Annotated in this window: 21 protein-coding genes; 11 read left to right on the forward strand and 10 right to left on the reverse strand. The window is 62.7% G+C overall.

Going from position 1 to position 19479, the window contains the following annotated elements:
- Together WA070_RS14245 and uraH are read left to right on the forward strand one after the other, a co-directional pair.
- Entirely contained in the window at window positions 1-504 is a 504-nt protein-coding gene (locus WA070_RS14245; protein WP_422634590.1) for an asparaginase domain-containing protein, read from the forward strand.
- Window positions 505-571: 67 nt separating this feature from the next.
- Complete coding sequence (gene uraH / locus WA070_RS14250) at window positions 572-973, forward strand: hydroxyisourate hydrolase (protein WP_422634591.1); 402 nt, start codon at window positions 572-574, stop codon at window positions 971-973.
- A 98-nt stretch (window positions 974-1071) separates the two neighbouring features.
- On the opposite strand, the gene WA070_RS14255 is transcribed toward uraH, so the two are convergent.
- From WA070_RS14255 to WA070_RS14270, 4 genes are all read right to left on the reverse strand, one after another.
- Window positions 1072-1599: a CarD family transcriptional regulator gene (locus tag WA070_RS14255; protein ID WP_422634592.1), complete on the reverse strand. Its 528-nt coding sequence runs from the start codon at window positions 1597-1599 to the stop codon at window positions 1072-1074.
- A 242-nt stretch (window positions 1600-1841) separates the two neighbouring features.
- Window positions 1842-2180: a ferredoxin FdxA gene (fdxA, locus tag WA070_RS14260; protein WP_422634593.1), complete on the reverse strand. Its 339-nt coding sequence runs from the start codon at window positions 2178-2180 to the stop codon at window positions 1842-1844.
- A gap of 116 nt (window positions 2181-2296) precedes the next feature.
- Window positions 2297-2593 carry an RNA-binding S4 domain-containing protein gene (locus tag WA070_RS14265; RefSeq protein ID WP_422634594.1) on the reverse strand — a complete coding sequence of 99 codons (297 nt, stop codon included), beginning with the start codon at window positions 2591-2593 and terminating at the stop codon, window positions 2297-2299.
- Window positions 2586-5246: a helicase-related protein gene (locus WA070_RS14270; RefSeq protein WP_422634595.1), complete on the reverse strand. Its 2661-nt coding sequence runs from the start codon at window positions 5244-5246 to the stop codon at window positions 2586-2588. The genes WA070_RS14265 and WA070_RS14270 overlap by 8 nt, the downstream gene beginning before the upstream one ends.
- A gap of 224 nt (window positions 5247-5470) precedes the next feature.
- Here WA070_RS14270 and WA070_RS14275 point away from each other — a divergent pair, with 224 nt between their 5' ends.
- The 8 genes from WA070_RS14275 (at window position 5471) to WA070_RS14310 (ending at window position 12175) form a co-directional block, all read left to right on the forward strand.
- Window positions 5471-6991: a M23 family metallopeptidase gene (locus tag WA070_RS14275; protein ID WP_422634628.1), complete on the forward strand. Its 1521-nt coding sequence runs from the start codon at window positions 5471-5473 to the stop codon at window positions 6989-6991.
- A gap of 180 nt (window positions 6992-7171) precedes the next feature.
- Complete coding sequence (locus WA070_RS14280; protein ID WP_422634596.1) at window positions 7172-7960, forward strand: nucleotidyltransferase family protein; 789 nt, start codon at window positions 7172-7174, stop codon at window positions 7958-7960.
- 81 nt (window positions 7961-8041) lie between these two features.
- Window positions 8042-8224 (forward strand): CsbD family protein, encoded by a 183-nt coding sequence (locus WA070_RS14285; RefSeq protein ID WP_422634597.1) that lies wholly within the window; start codon window positions 8042-8044, stop codon window positions 8222-8224.
- A 154-nt stretch (window positions 8225-8378) separates the two neighbouring features.
- A complete protein-coding gene (gene glmM, locus WA070_RS14290) occupies window positions 8379-9719 on the forward strand; it encodes a phosphoglucosamine mutase (RefSeq protein WP_422634629.1) in 1341 nt (446 codons plus the stop codon).
- Between the two features lie 12 nt (window positions 9720-9731).
- Complete coding sequence (locus tag WA070_RS14295; protein WP_422634598.1) at window positions 9732-9956, forward strand: DUF1272 domain-containing protein; 225 nt, start codon at window positions 9732-9734, stop codon at window positions 9954-9956.
- Entirely contained in the window at window positions 9953-10714 is a 762-nt protein-coding gene (gene thiD, locus WA070_RS14300; RefSeq protein WP_422634599.1) for a bifunctional hydroxymethylpyrimidine kinase/phosphomethylpyrimidine kinase, read from the forward strand. The genes WA070_RS14295 and thiD overlap by 4 nt, the downstream gene beginning before the upstream one ends.
- Window positions 10707-11306, forward strand: a complete 600-nt coding sequence (locus WA070_RS14305; protein ID WP_422634600.1) for a ribonuclease HII — start codon at window positions 10707-10709, stop codon at window positions 11304-11306. The genes thiD and WA070_RS14305 overlap by 8 nt, the downstream gene beginning before the upstream one ends.
- A 206-nt stretch (window positions 11307-11512) precedes the next feature.
- Window positions 11513-12175 carry a L,D-transpeptidase family protein gene (locus tag WA070_RS14310; protein ID WP_422634601.1) on the forward strand — a complete coding sequence of 221 codons (663 nt, stop codon included), beginning with the start codon at window positions 11513-11515 and terminating at the stop codon, window positions 12173-12175.
- Window positions 12176-12348: 173 nt separating this feature from the next.
- Here WA070_RS14310 and WA070_RS14315 read toward each other — a convergent pair whose 3' ends face one another.
- The 5 genes from WA070_RS14315 to betI form a co-directional block, all read right to left on the reverse strand.
- Window positions 12349-12978: a DUF4198 domain-containing protein gene (locus tag WA070_RS14315; protein WP_422634602.1), complete on the reverse strand. Its 630-nt coding sequence runs from the start codon at window positions 12976-12978 to the stop codon at window positions 12349-12351.
- A 16-nt stretch (window positions 12979-12994) separates the two neighbouring features.
- On the reverse strand, window positions 12995-15088 hold the full coding sequence (locus WA070_RS14320) for a TonB-dependent siderophore receptor (protein ID WP_422634603.1): 2094 nt from the start codon (window positions 15086-15088) through the stop codon (window positions 12995-12997).
- A gap of 161 nt (window positions 15089-15249) precedes the next feature.
- Complete coding sequence (gene ahpF / locus WA070_RS14325; RefSeq protein WP_422634604.1) at window positions 15250-16830, reverse strand: alkyl hydroperoxide reductase subunit F; 1581 nt, start codon at window positions 16828-16830, stop codon at window positions 15250-15252.
- Window positions 16831-16923: 93 nt separating this feature from the next.
- Entirely contained in the window at window positions 16924-17487 is a 564-nt protein-coding gene (gene ahpC / locus WA070_RS14330) for an alkyl hydroperoxide reductase subunit C (protein WP_422634605.1), read from the reverse strand.
- A gap of 132 nt (window positions 17488-17619) precedes the next feature.
- A complete protein-coding gene (gene betI, locus WA070_RS14335) occupies window positions 17620-18261 on the reverse strand; it encodes a transcriptional regulator BetI (protein ID WP_422634606.1) in 642 nt (213 codons plus the stop codon).
- 163 nt (window positions 18262-18424) lie between these two features.
- Between betI and WA070_RS14340 the strand changes: the two genes are divergently transcribed.
- On the forward strand, window positions 18425-18883 hold the full coding sequence (locus tag WA070_RS14340; RefSeq protein ID WP_422634607.1) for a hypothetical protein: 459 nt from the start codon (window positions 18425-18427) through the stop codon (window positions 18881-18883).
- Window positions 18884-18888: 5 nt separating this feature from the next.
- On the opposite strand, the gene WA070_RS14345 is transcribed toward WA070_RS14340, so the two are convergent.
- Window positions 18889-19230, reverse strand: coding sequence for an ArsR/SmtB family transcription factor (locus WA070_RS14345; protein WP_422634608.1), 342 nt, complete (start codon window positions 19228-19230; stop codon window positions 18889-18891).
- Window positions 19231-19479 lie beyond the last annotated feature (249 nt).

Raw genomic sequence — 19479 nt, forward strand, 5'->3', positions numbered from 1 at the left:
ATGCTGTCCCCCGACACGCCAATTCTGATCCTGACCACCGGCGGCACGATCGACAAAATCTATTTCGATGCGCTATCCGATTATCAGGTTGGCGAAACGGTGATGGCCAAATTGCTGGACGTGGCGCGGGTCAAGCGTCCCTTCCGCATTGAGGAAGTCGCGCGCAAGGACAGCTTGGAACTGGACGACGCTGACCGCGCGCTAATCTATGCCCGCGTCGCGGCTGCGCCCGAAAACCATGTCATCATCACCCATGGCACCGACACGATGACCGATACGGCCAAGCTGCTGGCGGACATTCCGGGCAAGACGGTGGTGCTGGTCGGCGCACTATCCCCAGCTCGGTTTGGGGAAAGCGACGCAAGTTTCAATCTGGGCATGGCGTTCGCGACGGCGCAAGTGGCCGCGCCGGGCATTTACATCACGATGAGCGGATCGGTCTTTCCCGCCGCCCAGGTCGTGAAGGACAGGGCAAAGGGTGCGTTTGTCTCGCGCGCTGACTGATACGACCCAAGGGGCAGGTTGAGCGACACCCTGCCTTTGATAGGCATATAGTGTCAGGAGAGAGACTATGATCCGCTTATCCCTTGGTGCCGCCACGCTGCTGGCCACCATTATGCCCGGCAGCGCGACGGCGTCCGACATTTCCACCCACGTACTGGATCTGGCGCGCGGTGTGGGCGGGGCTGATATTCCAGCCACCTTGGAGCGCAAGGATGCGCAGGGGGCATGGCGCAAGGTTGCCGCCGCCCGCACCGACGCCAATGGTCGTGTCCGCAGCTTTGGCGACAAGATCGATACGCCGCCGGGCGTCTATCGCATCAGTTTCGACATGACCGCCTATGCCGGATCGTCGCCGCAGCCCTTCTTCCCGGAAATCAGCGTTACGTTTCGGGCGACCGATGCGCAGGGCCATTATCATGTGCCGGTGGTGGTCAGCCCCTATGGCTATAGCAGCTATCGGGGGAATTAACGCTGCTTCTCAGTCGGCACCGGACAATCAAAAGGGGCGCTCCGATCAGACCGGAGCGCCCCTTTCTATATCACCGGTTCAACCGAACCTAAATCCCGTCAGCCCTCGACCTTCACATATTTCGGGGCTGCTTCGTTCAGGATGCGCAGGATTTTCTTGAGCGCGCTTGGCTCGTCCGTCTCTTCCATCGCGGCGAGTTCACGGGCGAGGCGGCTGGATGCCGCTTCGAAAATCTGCCGTTCGGAATAGCTTTGTTCGGGCTGATCGTCGGCACGGAACAGGTCGCGGGTCACTTCAGCGATCGACACCAGGTCGCCCGAATTGATCTTCGCTTCATATTCCTGCGCACGGCGCGACCACATGGTACGCTTGACCTTGGGCTTGCCCTGAAGCGTGTCCATGGCCTCTTCCAGCGTCTTGTTGGAGGACAGCTTGCGCATGCCCACGCCTTCGGCTTTGTTGGTCGGCACGCGGAGCGTCATGCGCTCCTTTTCGAACCGGAGCACGTACAGCTCCAGTTCCATGCCCGCAATCTGCTCCTTCTGAAGCTCGATTACACGGCCAACGCCATGCTTGGGGTAAACGACATAATCACCAACGTCAAAGGACAGCGCCTTGGCAGCCATTTGATACCTTTCCAATCAACCGGGGAACGGGGCCGTCGCGGGGCATAAGCGCAAGGGGCAAATGCTTGAGGAGTCCGCAGCGCCACCGTCAGGACATGAAGGTTATTCTCCATCGGCGGACCTGTTATGTCCAACCGTTGGGTGTCCTTTAGCAGATTCGTAACAAAATTACCACCCCCGGACATGAACGTCGGGAGTGTCGCGCAAAATGGCACGGTGCGCGGCCGCAATGGCCGCCGCGATCAGTCGCCCTTGCCGGGTTCGGTGGAGAAAAACTGATCCAGCTTGTTCTCTACGCCGTTCATCGCTTCGGCGTCGGCGGGCGCATCGCCCTTCACCGTGATGTTGGGCCATTCGGCGGAATATTTGGTGTTGAGTTCCAGCCATTTTTCCAACCCGTTTTCGGTATCGGGCAGGATGGCTTCGGCCGGGCATTCCGGTTCGCACACGCCGCAATCAATGCACTCGCTGGGATTGATGACGAGCATATTCTCGCCCTCGTAGAAGCAATCCACGGGACAGACCTCGACGCAATCCATGAATTTGCAGCGGATGCAGTTGTCGGTCACGACATAGGTCATTGTCAGGGCACTCTTGGTTGGAAAAGCGCGGTCCTGCTATGACGGGCCACGCCGAACGTCAATGAGGATATTGTTGGCACGGGTTTAGGTTGCGTTGGGTCCGGCAGCGGCCAGGCTCAACTGCCGACCATCAGTTCCTCGTAACAGGCATTTGCTTCGGGCGCGGAACCGCGTCGGGCGGGGAGGGCGACCACGCGCACCACCCGCACTGCCTCGCCATGGGGAAAGGTAACGAGATCGCCCGTGCGCACCGGCGCATGGGCGCGCTCGATGCGGCGGCCGTTGACGCGGATATGCCCGTCCTCCGCCAGTTTCTGGGCGGTCGATCGGCTTTTGGATAGGCGCGCGAACCACAGATATTTGTCGATGCGCAAGCTGGGACCATGCCCCATGCCAGCCACCGGATCAGCCATTGCGACCGAGCAGATCGGCAAGACCAGCAAAGGCATTGTTGACTGGCGCCGGAGCAGGGCGCGGCGTAGATGCGCGGGGACGATCGTCGGCGGGCTTGCCGCCTTCGCGCCGGTCGCGCTGGGGCCGATCTTCACGCTTGGGCGCGCGGGCTTGCGGTGGCCGTGCCTTTTGCCGACCACGGAAGGCCCAGTTGGGACCGCCTTCTTCGGGTGCGTCGATGGGTTTGAACCCGGCGGCCTTCATGAGTTGCAGGAAGGATTCTTCCGACAGGCCCAGCGATACGATCTGCGGGCTGACATGGGTGAAGGCTTCGCCCTTGGCGATGGCTTCATGCGCAGTGCGAGCCATGCGTTCGGCCATATCGATGCGCAACATCTGTTCGCCAAAGCCGCGAAAGCCCGCGATGCGCGCGCCCATCTGCTCGAACTTTTCGCCTGCCGGGATCAGCGTGAGGCCGGGCAGCGGCAGGGGCAGGCAGGGTTTTGCGATGCGTGCGGCAAGCAGGGCAGAGCGCCAGCGCGCCGCGCCCGGCTTCAACAAACCGGGATGATAAATGTCCAATACGCCGATATCCAGACCCGCCCGGCGCAGCAGATGGCGCTGGTCCTTGTCCAGATGGCCCAATGCCGAATCGAGATCGGTGCGCGGGCTGACGCCGCCCGCATCGCCCAGTTGCGCGAACACGGCACGCACGACGGCGGGCACGACCGGGTCCGCGGCGCTTTGCGCCATCTTCACCAGCGGCAACAGATGCTTCTGCTTCTGCGCCTCGACCCAGTTGGCCAGGCGCGACGCGACCTGTTTCTGCACATCGGCGTCAAGCGCCAAAATCGCGCGATCCAGCCGGATTTCGGGCGTCATCAATGTCGGTCCGACCAGCAAAGCTGCGACCGGCGTGCCGTTCCACACAATGCCCGGCGCCTGTCCCGCTTCGTCCATCAGCGCGATGTCCGCGTCCGGCGCACCGATCAATTCGTCTGCCTTCACCCGTAATACCTTTCCAAGGCGGCGTTCGGCCGCCGCCAACAGCATCTTCCTGTCTGCAAGCCGCGTAGCGGGATCGACGGAGAATCGGAAGCCGTCAAGTCGCCCAATTGTCTCGCCATCGACACATACACTGCCATCGGCCTCCACCAAAACAGGCAGGGTGGCGACATTCTGGCCTATATCCCGCAGCAATATGGTGGTGCGCCGGTCCACAAAACGCTGCGTCAGCGCGCTGTGCAGCGCATCGGACAGTTTTTCCTCCAGCGCGCGCGTGCGCTCCGCCATTTCAGCCGGATCGGCCAGCCAGTCGGCGCGATGGGCGATATAGGACCATGTCCGCACCGCCGCGATCCGGCCCGACAGCGTGTCGATATCGCCCTGCACCGAATCGAGCCGGGCGATCGCCTGAGCAAACCAGTCGCGGGGGATATGGCCGGTGCCTTCGGACAGGAAGCGCCATATGCGCCCCACCGTGCGGGCATGATGATCCGCACCCAGCTTCTGGAAATCGGGCAGGCCACATGCGTCCCACAGCCGGGCGACCTGCCGCTGGCCACGCACGCGGGCGATGACGTCGGGGTCTTCGGCCAGCTTTTTCAGCACCGCCAGATCGACCGCCTGCGGCGCGGCGCGCAGTTCGGGACGTTCGGGCCGCGCCTCCAGATCATCGATCAGCGTGGCGATACTGTCCAGCCGGGGCGTCCCATCGCGCCAGAACAGATGTTCGATGGGCGGAAAGCGATGGCCCTCGATCGCCTCTATCTCTTCTGGCGTGAAGGCGGCGTCGCTCTCCTCCGACCCCAGACTGCCGAAGGTGCCGTCCTTGTGATGGCGCCCCGCGCGCCCGGCTATCTGCGCCATTTCCGCGACGGTCAGCCGCCGCGTGCGCCGCCCATCGAACTTGCGCAACGACGCAAAGGCGACATGCGCGACGTCCAGGTTCAGCCCCATGCCGATCGCGTCGGTTGCGACCAGATAATCGACCTCGCCATTTAAAAACATCTGCACCTGCGCATTGCGGGTGCGGGGGGACAGCGCGCCCATCACCACCGCTGCGCCGCCGCGAAACCGCCGCAGCATTTCAGCGACGGCATAGACTTCCTCGGCGGAGAAGGCGACGATGGCGGATCGCTTGGGCAGGCGGGACAGTTTCTTCGCGCCTGCATAGGACAGGGTGGAAAAGCGTGGCCGCCCGATGATGTCGACATCGGGAACCAGCGACCGGACGATCCGGCTCATGCTGGCGGACCCCAGGATCATCGTTTCCTCCCGACCCCGTGCGCGCAGCAGGCGGTCGGTGAAGATATGCCCGCGCTCCGGGTCAGCGCCGATCTGCGCCTCGTCCAGCGCGACGAACGCATATTCCTTCGCGTCTTTGTCGGCGGCTCCGGCCTGCCGACCTACGCCGATCGGCATGGATTCGGCGGTGCAGAGATAATAACGCGCGTTGGGCGGGACGATCTTTTCCTCGCCGGTAATCAATGCGACCTGCGCCGCCCCTTTGATCGCGACGACCCGGTCATAGACTTCGCGGGCCAGCAGCCGCAGGGGAAAGCCCATCATGCCGCTGCTATGGCCGCACATCCGTTCGACGGCCAGATGCGTCTTTCCGGTGTTCGTCGGCCCAAGGACGGCGGTAACGGGCGATCGGGCGAACTGGACCATGGCGTGGGCTTGTCGGGTATGGCGCGGGTGCGGGCAAGCGGATTCGCCGGTTCCCCCGCCCGGAACGAACCCGTCCGGCATGCGGCACGGCTCACCGCATCATACTGCGCGACCGGCAGGTGTTAAATTGACTTTAACCCTGTGCGTTCACAAGGGGCTGGTCCTGAGCACGGCGCACGGGGTAGTTGCCGCTGCAACGATTCAAGACCTTGGGGGTCGCAGGTTTGTTTCAGGAAACGTCTTTCGGATCGCAGCAGGGCGGGGCGTCTGTGTCCCTGTGGCTGGCCGATTCGATGGCGCGGGGCGTGGTGACGCCCCCGCAGGACTGGCGTAGCCGCCTGCGCGACTGGGCCGATGCCGTCGATCTTGTCCCTGATCTTGGCCAGCGTGTCGGCAGCCGGACATGGTTCCGGGGTCTGGCCACCTGCTTTGGCCTGTGCGCCACGGCGCTTTATCTCTCCCCCGGTTTTCATCCCGTCCCCGGCGCGCCGGGCGCGACGATGGGCGACGCGCAATATGATGAAGTGCGCAGCCAGATGATTACGCCGCTGGCGCTCGGCGCGGACAGCGGGCATCGCATGGGTTCGACCGATGCGGTGCAACCGCTGCGCCAGACGCCGGAACGGCCGCAGATCGAACTCAATGCCCAGATCGGCAGCAGCGACACGCTGGCCCGTGCCCTGTCGCGTGCAGGCGTCAGCAGCAGCGATGTCGCGACGATCGGCGCGCTGGTCGGCGGCGACATATCCAGCGGCGTGAAACCCGGCACGCGGCTCGACATCGTCCTTGGCCGCCGCGCCAGTCGCGACCGGCCCCGGCCGCTCGATCGGCTGGCGTTCCGCGCGCGGCTCGACCTTGCGCTCGAACTCAGCCGGGCGGGCGGCGTCCTGTCGGTCAAGCGCGTCCCCATCCGCGTGGACAACACCCCGCTGCGCATTCAGGGCGTGGTCGGCGACAGCATTTATCGGTCCGCCCGTGCGGCGGGTGCGCCACCCAAGGCGGTGCAGGCTTTCCTGCGCGTCATCGCGGCGCAGGTCGATCTGGGCGGCATCGGTGCTGGCGACCGCTATGACATAGTGACCGAATATCATCGCGCCGAAACCGGCGATGTGGAGGTCGGCGACCTGCTTTACGCCGGGCTGCACCGCGCGCGTGGCAAGTCGATCGACATGCTCAAATGGACGACCGACGGTCGCACCGAATGGTATGAAGCATCGGGCGTTGGTGAACGGCGCGGCGTCCTGTCGCAACCGGTCGCTGGACGCATGTCGTCGGGCTTTGGCATGCGCCGTCACCCGATATTGGGCTATACGCGGATGCATGCGGGCATCGATTTTGCCGCCCGTTACGGATCGCCCATCTATGCCGTGACCGATGGCGTCATCACCTTTGCCGGGCGGCATGGCGGCCATGGCAATTATGTCCGCATCCAGCATGGCGGCAACCTCGCCACCGGCTATGCGCATATGAGCCGCATTGCCGCCTATTCGGGACAGCGCGTACGGCGGGGTCAGGTAATCGGCTATGTCGGATCGACCGGCCTGTCGACTGGCCCGCACCTCCATTACGAACTCTATCGCGGCGGGCAGACGATCAACCCGCTGTCGGTCACGTTCACCACCACCTCGCAACTGGCCGGGCGTGATCTGGCTGCATTCCGCGCGCGGTTGGCACAATATAAGGGGCTTCGCGTCGGGCAGTCGGAGAGATTCGCGCAATCCGGGGTTGTATTGAGCGGTAAGTAATGCCTTCCAAGATCCTCCCCCAAGGGGGAGGTGGCAGCACGCAGTGCTGACGGAGGGGTGTCCCCCTCTCGATAGGGCGACACCCCTCCGTCTGGCCTTTGGCCATCCACCTCCCCTTGCAGGGGAGGATGCCCGAACAACCCGCTTTGCCGGCGCCATCTCCCCGGCTAAAGACCATCCATGACTGCCACACCCCCCATTACCGCTATCCTTCTGGCCGGGTCACGTCCCGGTGCCGATCCACTCGCGGTGGCGATGGGCGTGTCGATCAAGCCGCTGGCCCCGGTCGCGGGTGAAGCCATGATCAACCGTCCCGCCCGCGCCCTGCTGGCGCATCGTGCGGTGGGGCAGGTCATCGTCCTCACTCAGTCGTCCGCGCCCTTCGCTGCCGATCCTGCGACCGCGTGGATGACAGACCATCCGCGCATCCGGTTCGAGGCAAGCGGCGCTGGGATCGCATCTTCGCTGATCGCGCTGCTGGATCGCGGCGATGTGCCGTTTCCGATGCTTGTCACGACCGCCGACCATGTGCTGCTCGATGGCGCGATGCTGGACCAGTTCGTTGCGGAGGCACAGGGCAGTGACATCGCGGTCGCCATGGTGGATCGCACGACGCTGCTGGCCCGCTATCCGCAGTCGCGCCGCACCTGGTTGAAATTTCGCGATGGCTGGTGGTCGGGCGCGAACATCTTCTGGTTCGGCAGCGCCAAGGCCCAGCCCGTCATCGCCCTGTGGCAGGAAGTCGAGCAGGATCGCAAGAAGGGGTGGAAGATATTGTCCGCGTTCGGCCCGGTCGCGCTGGTCGGCGCACTGCTGCGCATATCGACCCTGCGTGGTGGCATCGCGCGTGTCGGTCGCCGCTTCAACCTGACCGCACGACTGGTGGCGATGGCGCAGGCGCAAGCCTGTATCGACGCGGACAAGCTGTCTGACGTTGAACTGATCGAACAGATTATCGCGCAAAAATAAACGTTTCGTTTCCGTATCGGGGGAAACTCTATTTCGCATTGTCGGTTAATCCATGTGAACTTAACACAAGGAGTGCATCACATGGGCGAAGCAACCGACAAGCTGAAGGCCGCTGCCAACAAGGCCGCTGGTGCTGTCAAAGAAGGTATCGGCAACGCAACCGACAATGACAAACTGGTAGCCGAAGGCAAGGCGCAGAAGGCCAAGGGCACGGCGCAGGACGTCGCCGGTTCGGTCAAGGGCGCGCTCGGTGACAAGGTCTGATTGGATCTGTTGAGTAAGCAAAAGAGCCTCGCCCGAAAGGGCGGGGCTTTTTCGTGTCCGCGCCGGATCGGCCATTTGATCCGGTGGCATGTCCGCCAAACCTTGCTATGGGCGTGACAGCGCGCAACGCGCGGCCCAATGGCGTGAGGCACATGTGAGCAGACGATATTTCGGCACCGACGGCATCCGGGGACGCACCAACCAATCGCCGATGACCGCGCAAATGGCGATGAAGGTCGGCATGGCGGCTGGCACCCATTTCCTGCGCGGCAGCCACCGACATCGCGTGGTGATCGGCAAGGATACGCGCCTGTCGGGCTATATGGTCGAAAATGCACTGGTCGCAGGGTTCACCGCCGTGGGCATGGACGTGGTCCAGTTCGGCCCGATCCCGACGCCTGCCGTCGCGCTGCTCGCCCATTCGATGCGCGCGGATCTGGGCGTCATGATCTCTGCCAGCCACAATCCCTATTATGACAATGGTATCAAGCTGTTCGGGCCGGACGGCTACAAACTGTCGGACGAGGATGAGCTGAAGATCGAAGCGCTGCTGGATCAGGATATTCCGCTCGCCCCGTCGAAGGACATCGGCCGTGCTCGCCGGGTGGAGGATGCCCGTGGCCGTTACATCCATGCGGTCAAATCCAGCTTTCCCGCCGACCTGCGGCTCGATGGGCTGAAGATCGTGGTCGATTGCGCCAATGGCGCCGCCTATCAGGTCGCGCCGTCCGCTTTTTGGGAACTGGGCGCAAAGGTCATTGCGGTCGGCGTCGATCCCAATGGCACGAACATCAACGACGGCTGCGGATCGACATCGCCGCTGCTGTGTCAGGAAACCGTCGTGTCCTCGGGCGCGGACATCGGCATCGCGCTGGACGGCGATGCGGACCGGCTGATCGTGGTCGATGAAAAGGGGCAGATCGTCGATGGCGACCAGATCATGGCGCTGATCGCGGCCAATTTCGCGCGCGCGGGCACGCTGCGCGGCGGCGGGCTGGTGGCGACGGTCATGTCGAATCTGGGCCTCGAACGGTTCCTCACCGGGCAGGGCATAAAGCTGGAACGCACGAAGGTTGGCGACCGCTATGTGCTGGAACGCATGCGGGAGGGCGGTTTCAACGTCGGTGGCGAACAGTCGGGCCATATGATCCTGTCCGACTATGCAACCACCGGCGATGGCACGGTGGCTGCGTTGCAGGTGCTGGCCGCGCTGGTCCGCGCGGGTAAACCTGCCAGCGAAGTGCTGCATCAGTTCGACCCTGTGCCGCAATTGCTCAAGAATGTGCGCTTCGCCGGTGGCAAGCCGCTGGAGCATGAGGACGTAATCCGTACGATCGCGCAGGCGGAGGCCGAACTGGTGGGCGTTGGCCGTCTGGTCATCCGCCCGTCCGGCACGGAGCCGGTCATCCGCGTCATGGCGGAGGGCGACCGGGAGGATCAGGTTCATGATGTCGTCAACCGCATCTGCGCCGCCGTGGAAAAGGCAGCGGCGTGATGGGCACGACCGATGCTTGACATGCGCCCGGATTGCGAACGCTGCGGCACGGACCTGCCCGCCGACAGGCCCGGCGCCTTCATCTGCTCGTTCGAATGTAGTTTCTGCGCGCCCTGTGCCGAAGCGCTGGATGATCGTTGCCCCAATTGCGGCGGCGAACTGATGGATCGCCCGACTCGCACGGGGAAGGCGCTGGCCGCCAACCCCGCCTCTACCCAGCGGCGCTTTACTGCATGACCCCGGCCCGCATCCTCATCATCGCCGGGTCCGACAGCGGCGGCGGCGCTGGTATACAGGCGGACCTCAAGACCGTCACCCTGCTGGGGGGCTATGGCATGACCGCGATCACTGCGATCACGGCGCAAAACACGCTGGGCGTGCAGGGCGTCCACCCGATACCGACCGCCATGGTACTGGCGCAGATGGAAAGCTGCATCGGCGACATCGGCGTGGATGCGGTCAAGATCGGCATGATCGGATCGGCGGAAACGGCCAACGCCGTCGCCGACCGGCTCGCCACGCTCGACAATATCCCCATCGTCTTCGACCCCGTGATGGTCGCGACCAGCGGATCGACGCTGGCGGACGACGCAACCATCGCTGCGTTCGAGCGGTTGATCGCCATCGCGACGCTGGTGACGCCCAACCTGCCCGAACTCGACGCACTGGGTGGCGACGGGATCGCCGCGCATTTCAACACGCATGTACTGGCCAAGGGCGGCCATGGCACCGGCCCGATGCTGACCGACCGGCTGATCGGGCCGCGCGGCGTGCGCAAGGCGTGGAGCAACGCGCGTATCGACACGCCCCACACGCACGGCACCGGCTGCACACTGGCCAGCGCCATTGCGACCGGATTGGGCCAGGGACTGGACCTGATGGAGGCGATCGAGCGGGGCCGCAAATATGTGCGGGAGGCGCTGGCCCTCGCGCCCGGCCTGGGCAACGGCCATGGCCCGATGGGCGCGCCATTCGGCTTTCACGCCTATGCCTGATTTCGCGCACGAAACGCTGCATCATCCCGGCCTCGTCGCTGGCGTGGACGAGGCCGGACGCGGGCCGCTGGCCGGGCCGGTGGTCGCCGCCGCCGTCATCCTGCGTGCCGACGATTTCCCCGATGGGCTGGACGACAGCAAGAAGCTGACCGCCGCCCGCCGCGCCGCGCTGGAGCCGCAGATCAAGGCGCGTGCGGTGTGCTGGGGCATCGGCATCGCCAGCGTGGCGGAAATCGACAGCCTCAACATATTATGGGCGACGATGCTGGCGATGACCCGCGCCGTGGAATCGCTCAGCGCCGATTGCGCGCATGTTCTGGTGGATGGAAATCGCTGCCCGCAGTGGCGCTGGGCATCGACCGCGATCGTGGAGGGCGACGCGAAATGTCTGTCGATCGCCGCCGCCTCCATTCTGGCGAAGGAAGCACGCGACCGCCTGATGGTGGAAGCCGCCGCTGCGCATCCGCATTATGGGTGGGACAGCAACAAGGGCTATGGCAGCAAGCATCACCTTGCCGCGCTGCGGATGCATGGTCCCACGCCACTGCACAGGCGCAGCTTCGCGCCGGTCGCGCAGATGCTGTTGCTTTAACGCGACCTCTGTTCGCGCGCGAAATTGCCCGACATCCGTTCGTTTCGAGCCAAGTCGAGAAACCTTGCGCACTGGTTTCTCGACTTCGCTCGAAACGAACGGATGGGGAAATAAGCCCACCTTCACGCGTCCCAAGCCGGGACCATGCTGCGCCTCGTCCGTATCGACAGACTGGCGCTCCGCCAACTTGTGGTTAAGAAAGGGTTATGCGCGCGTCACTTCTGTTCCTGCCTGCCCTGCTGCTGCTGGGGTCCGCCAATCCCCTGCCTGCCGCATCGCCCGCCGATGCTCTGGCGCCCGGCGGCTTTCGCTGGCTGGAGGAGGGGGCAGGCGACGGGCCGCTCTATATGGTCATCTCGATCGACCGGCAGATGGTCCATGTCTATCGCGGCGATCGGCTGATCGGGCAGGCGCGCGTATCGACCGGAACGAAGGGGCATCGCACGCCCACCGGCCAGTTTCCGATCCTGCAAAAACGGCAATGGCACCGCTCCAACCTGTACAGCAATGCGCCCATGCCGTTCATGCAGCGGCTGACATGGGACGGCATCGCACTGCACGCCGGGCATGATCCGGGCTATCCCGCCAGCCATGGCTGCATCCGCCTGCCCTACGCCTTTGCGCGTCAACTTTTCGCCCTGACGCGGATCGGCACGCCGGTCGAAGTCACGACGAACCGGCTGAACCCCGCGCTGCTGCTCGACCCGCTGGTGCTGGGCGATCCGGGCCATAGCGTCGTGACATTCACGCCGGCGAACAGCGCCACCCCGCGCGGCAACGCCATGCCGCCGCCAGCTGAAACTGATAATGGCGTGCCGATGCTGGAGGTCGATCCTGCGATCTTCGGCCTGCGCTTCGTTCGTTATTAAAGCGTGACAGCCCTCCGTCGATCAACAAACATCCGTTCGTTTCGAGCAAAGTCGAGAAACCCAAGCACAGCGCTATCGGCTTCTCGACTTCGCTCGAAGTGAACGGGTTAGGGTCAGGTCATCAGCTTTTAACGCGGCAATAAACTAGCCTTAAAAGAGGGAAGCCAACCCCTTCACCGCACGAAGGTCAGCGTCGCGATATGATAGATTTTCGCGACCTTCGCGCTGCCCAGCGTCAGGTCGCCGGTCTCTTCCTGCGACGTCGTGACGATATAGCGGCCCTTGCCCTGCACCGGCAAAGTGACACGGCCCTGCGCATCGGTGGTGACGATCTTGGACCATTTGTCGGGCGATATGACGGTCAGCTTGGCGGCGGGAACTGGCTTGCCATCATGCATCAGCACGACGCTGTCCCCATTGGCGGCCGTGGGCACGATCTCCCATGGCAACGCGGCCTTGGCGTCGGCCCGTCCGGCGCGGGCGTAATAGACGACGCCTTCCTTCTTGCCCTCTTCGCCCCATGGCGCGAACACGGTGTCGTCTATGACACGCACGTCGCCTGCGGGCACGGCCACCTCGATATAGCCAGCCTTGCGCGCCTGTGCCGCACTGGAGGCGGGGACAATGCGCGGCGCTTTCAGCTTCTCGAACTCCGGGTCGCCACCGGGGGGCAGGGCGTCGGCCGGTTCGCCCAGATAGATGCGCGCAGGGCCAGCGCCATCGCGTTCGACCCATATTTCATGGGCTTGCGCTACGTTCGACAGAGCGGTCAGCGCCAGCAGCGCAGCGGATAGTTTCAGCATAGTCTCTCTCCCTTAATCAGAAACGATAGGCGATGCTGCCCATCACGTTGCGCGGTGCGCCCATGAAGCAATCGCCGCGCGACAGGCAGGACGCATAAAAGCGCTGGTCCAGCAGGTTGGTGGCGTTGATCGTGAAGCGCCAGTCGGTCCAGCTGATTTCCGCCAGCGCATCGACCTGCAGATTGTCCGGCGTCACGATGGTCCATGCCGGGCCAACCGATCGGAGCGATCCAGTGTAACGCACCCCCGCGCCCAGGCGCAGTGTGGCAGCGCCGGTGGTCGCGAAGCTCTTGGTCGACCACAGCGATGCAACATGGCGCGGCGCATAATCGAAATAGGGCGAATCCGCACTGGTCAGCTTGTTATAGCCATAGGCGGCCGTCAGTTCGAAATTGCCGGGCAGGGTGCGGCTGGCTTCAAATTCGAAACCCTTGGTCGTCAGTTCGCCCGCCTGAATATTGCCCAACGGATTGGCGGGGTCCGCGATCGGGCGGCCGGTTTCCTTGATATGGAATGCGGTGGCGGTGACCAGCGTGTTGAGATCGGGCTGCCACTTCAACCCCGCCTCGAACTGCTTGCCGCGCTGCGGGTGGAATGCGCCGCCGCTGCTGTTCGTGCCGGCGATCGGCAGGAAACTTTCGGTGTAGCTGAAGAAGGGGGACACGCCTGCACCGATTTCGCCGATGATGCCTGCGCGGAAAGTCGTGGCCTTGTCCACCCGGCCTGCCTGATTTTCCACCCTGTCGCGGCGTGCGCCCAGCACCACGGACACACGGTCCCAGAAACGGACCTGATCCTGCACATAGACGCCCAACTGCTTCTGACTCTGGCTGTTGTCGCTAAATGCGCCGCTGGCCACCGGCACGACAAGCGCAGCCTGATCGATGTCATATAGGTCGATCACCTCGATGTTGAAGCCACCCTGCTTGCGCACCTTGTTCCAGCTATAATCCACGCCAGCGAGCAGCAGATGTTCGACCTGCGACCCGGTATTGAATTTGAATTGCAGATTATTGTCCGTGGAAAAAACGTTCAGCCGGGCATTGCTGGCATCGCCGTAGAGTTGGATCTGACGACCGTTGGTGCCGGGAAGATAGGGGTCGGTCGGGTTGGCATAGCTGTTGGTATAATGGGTGTTATAGACCACGTCGCTGTCGATATAGCGGGCCTTGAGGCTGAGCTGTACGGCGTCGCTGAACCGGTGGGTGATGCTGCCCCCGCCCTGAAGCAGGCGGCCGTCATAGCGATCCCAGCCGGGCTTGCCGACGAAGAGATAGGGATCGAGCGGTGGATTGTCGCCATTAGGTTTCATCGTGCCGACGATGGGCAGGAACTGGGACGTCGATCCGCCGTCATCCTCCTGATACAGGCCGGTCAGGATGATGTCGGTATCGGGCGTGGGTTGCCAGCGGATCGACGGGGCGAAGAAGACCCGATCGTCCGGGACATGATCGACATAGGTGTCGGCGTCGCGGACACGCCCGACCATGCGGATCGCCAGATTGCCGGTCAGCGCGACATTGGCGTCGGCCATGACTTCCTTGCGGTCATAGCTGCCATAAGTGGCCGATATTTCGCCGCCTGTTTCGAAGGTCGGCGCTTTCGACACCAGATTGACGAGGCCGCCGATCGAACCCTGTCCAAAGAGCACGGACGCAGGACCGCGTACGATTTCCACGCGGGAAAAATTATAGGGGTCCGACGTGATGCTGGCATAATAGCTGAAAATATCACGCATGCCATCGCGGAACTGTAACGCGGAGATGCCGCGAATGACAAAGCCATCGACGCGGGTGTCGCGCCCATAGGGGTTGGCGTTGACGCCTGCGGCATAACGCACGGTATCGCTGATGTTGATCGCGCCCTGCGCCAGAAATGTTTCGGCGGTGACGATACTGATTGGCTGGGGCGTTTGGATGAGCGGAGTTTCGGTCTTGGTCCCCGCGAATGTCTCCGTGTGAGCGCCATTGACGATAATAGGGTCGATCGCATCGGACCCACGCTCTGCTGCGCTGTCGCTGCTTTTGGCCGCATCCTCGGCGGCGTTGGCCGCTGGATGCCACAGCATCGCCAACGCCAGGCCACTTGCCGCCCAATATTTCGATCGCATTGTACGCCCCTATGATTCGTTGTCGGGGCGGCCAATATCGCTATTGAGAGCGATTATCAATTACAAATGTCGTTATACCATGCCTTTACCAAACACGCATAAAGGGCCGATCGAAGAATCGACCGGCCCATTTATGTCTATGTCTCACTCTGGAAATTGCATCACGCCGCCTGTGCTGTTTCCTCCGCAGCGGGCAGGCGAATAAGGTAATCGAAGGCCGAAAGGCCCGCCGTCGATCCTGCGCCCATCGCGATCACGATCTGCTTGTACGGCACGGTCGTGCAATCGCCAGCGGCAAAAATCCCCGGCTGGCTCGTTTCGCCCCGCGCGTCGATCTCGATCTCGCCACGCGGCGAAAGGGCAATGGCGTCCTTCAGCCATTCGGTGTTGGGGACCAGCCCGATCTGGACGAAAATCCCCTCCAATGCGACATCATGTTCGATCCCGCTGTTGCGGTCCTTGTAGCTGAGGCCCGTGACCCGATCGCCATCCCCATCCACCTTCGTCGTCAGTGCCGACGTGATGATCTTGACGTTGGGCAGGCTGGCCAGCTTGCGCTGCAACACGGCGTCGGCCCGCAACTGGCTGTCATATTCGATCAACGTGACATGGGCGACGATGCCCGCCAGGTCGATCGCGGCCTCTACGCCGCTGTTGCCGCCGCCGATCACCGCGACGCGTTTGCCCTTGAACAGGGGGCCGTCGCAATGCGGGCAATAGGCCACGCCTTTGTTGCGATAGTCGTCCTCGCCGGGCACGCCCATCTGCCGCCACCGCGCGCCGGTGGACAGGATGACGGTGCGTCCTTTCAGCGACGCCCCATTTTCCAGCACGACCTCATGATAGCCACCCTCGGTCTTGCTGGGGATCAGCTTCGCGGCCTTTTGCAGGTTCATGATCTCGACGTCATAATCCTTGACGTGCGCCTCCAGCGCGTTCGCCAGCTTCGGTCCTTCGGTGCGGGACACGGAAATGAAGTTTTCGATATCCATGGTGTCGAGCACCTGTCCGCCGAACCGCTCCGCCGCGACGCCGGTGCGAATGCCCTTGCGCGCGGCATAGATCGCCGCCGCCGCGCCAGCGGGTCCGCCGCCCACGATGAGCACTTCGAACGGTTCCTGTGCCTTGATCTTGTCGGCCGCGCGGGCTGCCGCACCGCTATCGATCCTGGCAACGATCTGTTCCAGTTCCATGCGGCCCTGACCAAAGGATTCGCCGTTAAGGAAGATGGTGGGCACCGCCATCACCTTGCGCTCGTCCACTTCCGCCTTGAACAGCGCGCCGTCGATGGCGACATGGCTGATCCGGGGATTGAGGACGCTCATCAGGTTGAGCGCCTGCACCACATCCGGGCAGTTCTGGCATGAGAGCGAGAAATAGGTTTCGAACGCGAAGTCGCCGTCCAGATCCTTGATCTGCTGGATCAAATCCTGCGTCGCCTTCGACGGATGGCCGCCGACCTGCAACAAGGCCAACACCAGCGAGGTAAATTCATGCCCCATCGGCAGGCCAGCGAACCGCACGCCGATGTCGGTGCCGATCCGGCGGATCATGAAGCTGGGGGTGCGCTTGTCAGACCCGGCGACCACGGTCACCTTGTCCGACAGGGCGGCGATTTCGTTGAGCAGGTCGCCCATTTCTTTTGATTTGGCGTCATCACCCAGCGCGGCGACCAGTTCGATCGGCTCGCGGATGTTGACCAGATAGGCCTTGAGCTGCTGCGTCAGAGTGGCGTCGAGCATGGGTAAATGTCCTTCGATAGATACAAAAATGGCCCGGAGCGGAGGAGAGGTTCCACTCCGGGCCATATTGCGGCCCGCTAGGGGAACGGTAGTTTAGATCTTGCCGACAAGGTCGAGCGAGGGGGCGAGGGTTTCTTCGCCTTCTTCCCACTTGGCCGGGCAGACTTCACCGGGGTGCGCGGCGACATATTGCGCGGCCTTGACCTTGCGCAGCAGTTCGGTCGCGTTGCGGCCGACGCCTTCCGACGTGATTTCCATGAACTGGATCACGCCTTCCGGATCGACCAGGAATGTCGCACGGTCGGCAAGGCCAACGCCCGGACGCATCACGTCGAAATTGTTGGTGATCGTGCCCGACTGATCGCCCAGCATATAATAGTTGATCTTGCCGATAGCTGGCGACGTGTCGTGCCATGCCTTGTGGCTGAAATGCGTGTCGGTCGATACCGAATAGACTTCGACATTCAGACCCTGCAGCGTCGGGTAGATGCTGGCCAGATCTTCCAGTTCGGTCGGGCATACGAAAGTGAAATCGGCGGGGTAGAAAAAGAAGATCGCCCACTTACCCTTCACGTCAGCGTCGGTCACATCGACGAATTTGCCTTCTTTATAGGCGGTGGCCGAGAACGACTTGATGGTGGTGTTGATGAGAGCCATGGGCTGTGCAGTTCCTTCTAAGGGTTGCTGTTGCTCAGCCTATGTAGGGGAGGAGGGTGTAAAGGGGAAATTGCTTTTCTAGGACGTGGTAAGTGAGAAAAGCGATCACAGGCCGGTCGGAAGACCGAGGCCCTATTTTTGGTCCAGCGCTTGCAGCATCGCCCGCTCGACCATCGCCTGCGCTTCTTCCGCCGAAAAAGTCGATGGGTCGAGACACAGTTCAAGCCACAGCCCGTCAACCAGCGCGGTCAGGCTGATCACCGCGATTCGCACCTGATGATTCGACATGAAGGGCGCAGCGGCATGCAGGAAACTTTCCAACTGCCTGCGCGACGCACGATAGACTTCTGCATGAACGGCGGCGATGCTGGGATCTGTCTTGACCAGACTCCAGAAAGCGATCCATGTCGCCAGCAGGTCAGGGTCCAATATGGGCGCGCAGAAATTCGCCTGAAGACAGGCGCGCAGTCGATCGCGTGGGTCGGGTCCGGCCTGTGCCACGGCCATGTCGATCGCAGCGGACACTTTGGCGCCGACATCGGCATAGGTGGCGAGCACCAGCGCATCGACGCCATCGAAATAATGGGTGAGGAGGCCGGAGGAGACGCCTGCGCGTGCGCAGATGCCGCGTACCGATGTGCCGCTTACGCCTTTTTCAGCAAGGCAGCGGGCTGTAGCGTCGATCAGCGCCTGTCGCCGCACATCGGCTGCTTCGCGAACAAAACGCGCTCTGGGTCTAACGGCAGTCGCGGACATTTCGATTCTTGCGCTCATCTTTGATTCCCCATTTCGTCCTTTGCGCGCAGACAGGAAGAGTCGCAAGATATTGTCGTTACGGCATCATCGTTATTTGCGTTGTGTGGCATCGCCATCACGGCGGTGGGATCGACCTGCGCTGCAGGCCGTTTATCGTCCGCTATAGTTGCAGGAGCCTGTCATGAAACGATCCCTCGCTGTTCTGCTGATCCTGCCGTTATCGATGGCAGCCTGTTCCAAAAGCGCGGACGACGCCGGTGCGACGAACAATGTCGCGCTGGCGCCAGCGATGGAGGCAAGAGGGGATTCTGATGCGGTTTTGCGCAATAATCAGGTCGCGGATGTTCGCCTGCCGACCGATGAGTGGGTTGGTCGCTGGAACGGGCCGGAGGGGCTTTTTTTGGACATTCAGCTGTCGCCCGATGGAAAGGCGGGGCATTATGTCCTGACGAACAAGGATAATCTGGACCGGCAGGACGATTATAACGGGATGGCAGACGGATCGACGATCCAGTTCGAGCGCGATGGCAAGACGCTGACGATCCGGCCGGGCAAGGGCGACGAAACAGGCTTTAAATATCTGGCAGGCAAGGGGGACTGCCTGATCGTGATCGCCGGGCAGGAAGGCTACTGCCGATAAAGCGGTCAGTCCGTGCCCAGTCCCTCCAGCGCGGAAAAGCGTTGCGACCAGAGCGCGCCATGGATTGCCATCCAGCCGATCACCGGGGCCAGCCCCTTGATGCGCGCGGCATACCATGTTTCGCGTCCAGCCCGCCGCGCCGTCACCAGACCGGCACGCTTTAGTTTTTCAAGATGGCGCGACACCATGGGTTGCGATACGCCCGACGCCTTGGTCAGGGTCAGCACATTCTGCTCGCCATCCTGCACCAGCGATTCGATCAGTGCGCGGCGGGTGCCGTCGGACAAGGCCTTGAACAGGGCGTCGATCGCGATCGTGCGGTCGGCATCGGAAGCAGTGACTGTCATGGCCGAGCCATAATCATGAGGTTATGAGTTGGTCAAGATGCAGGCCGGTTTAAACGCCTGTGCAGCTGTTAACTAAAAAAAGTCCGGCAGGTCGAAGTGATGAGTCTTTTGCGTCACACCGCCCGATATTGAGTCTCTATCGGACTGGATGACTCTACATCTTGTGGGTGCTGGTTTGTTCTTTCTCCTGCGAAGAACGGCGTGAGGTTGGCGGAACGAGTCGCTGATCTTGACGGCGGACTCCCGAAG

Origin of the sequence: Sphingobium sp. (genome assembly GCF_049304695.1) — a bacterium.
Classification (GTDB): domain Bacteria; phylum Pseudomonadota; class Alphaproteobacteria; order Sphingomonadales; family Sphingomonadaceae; genus Sphingobium.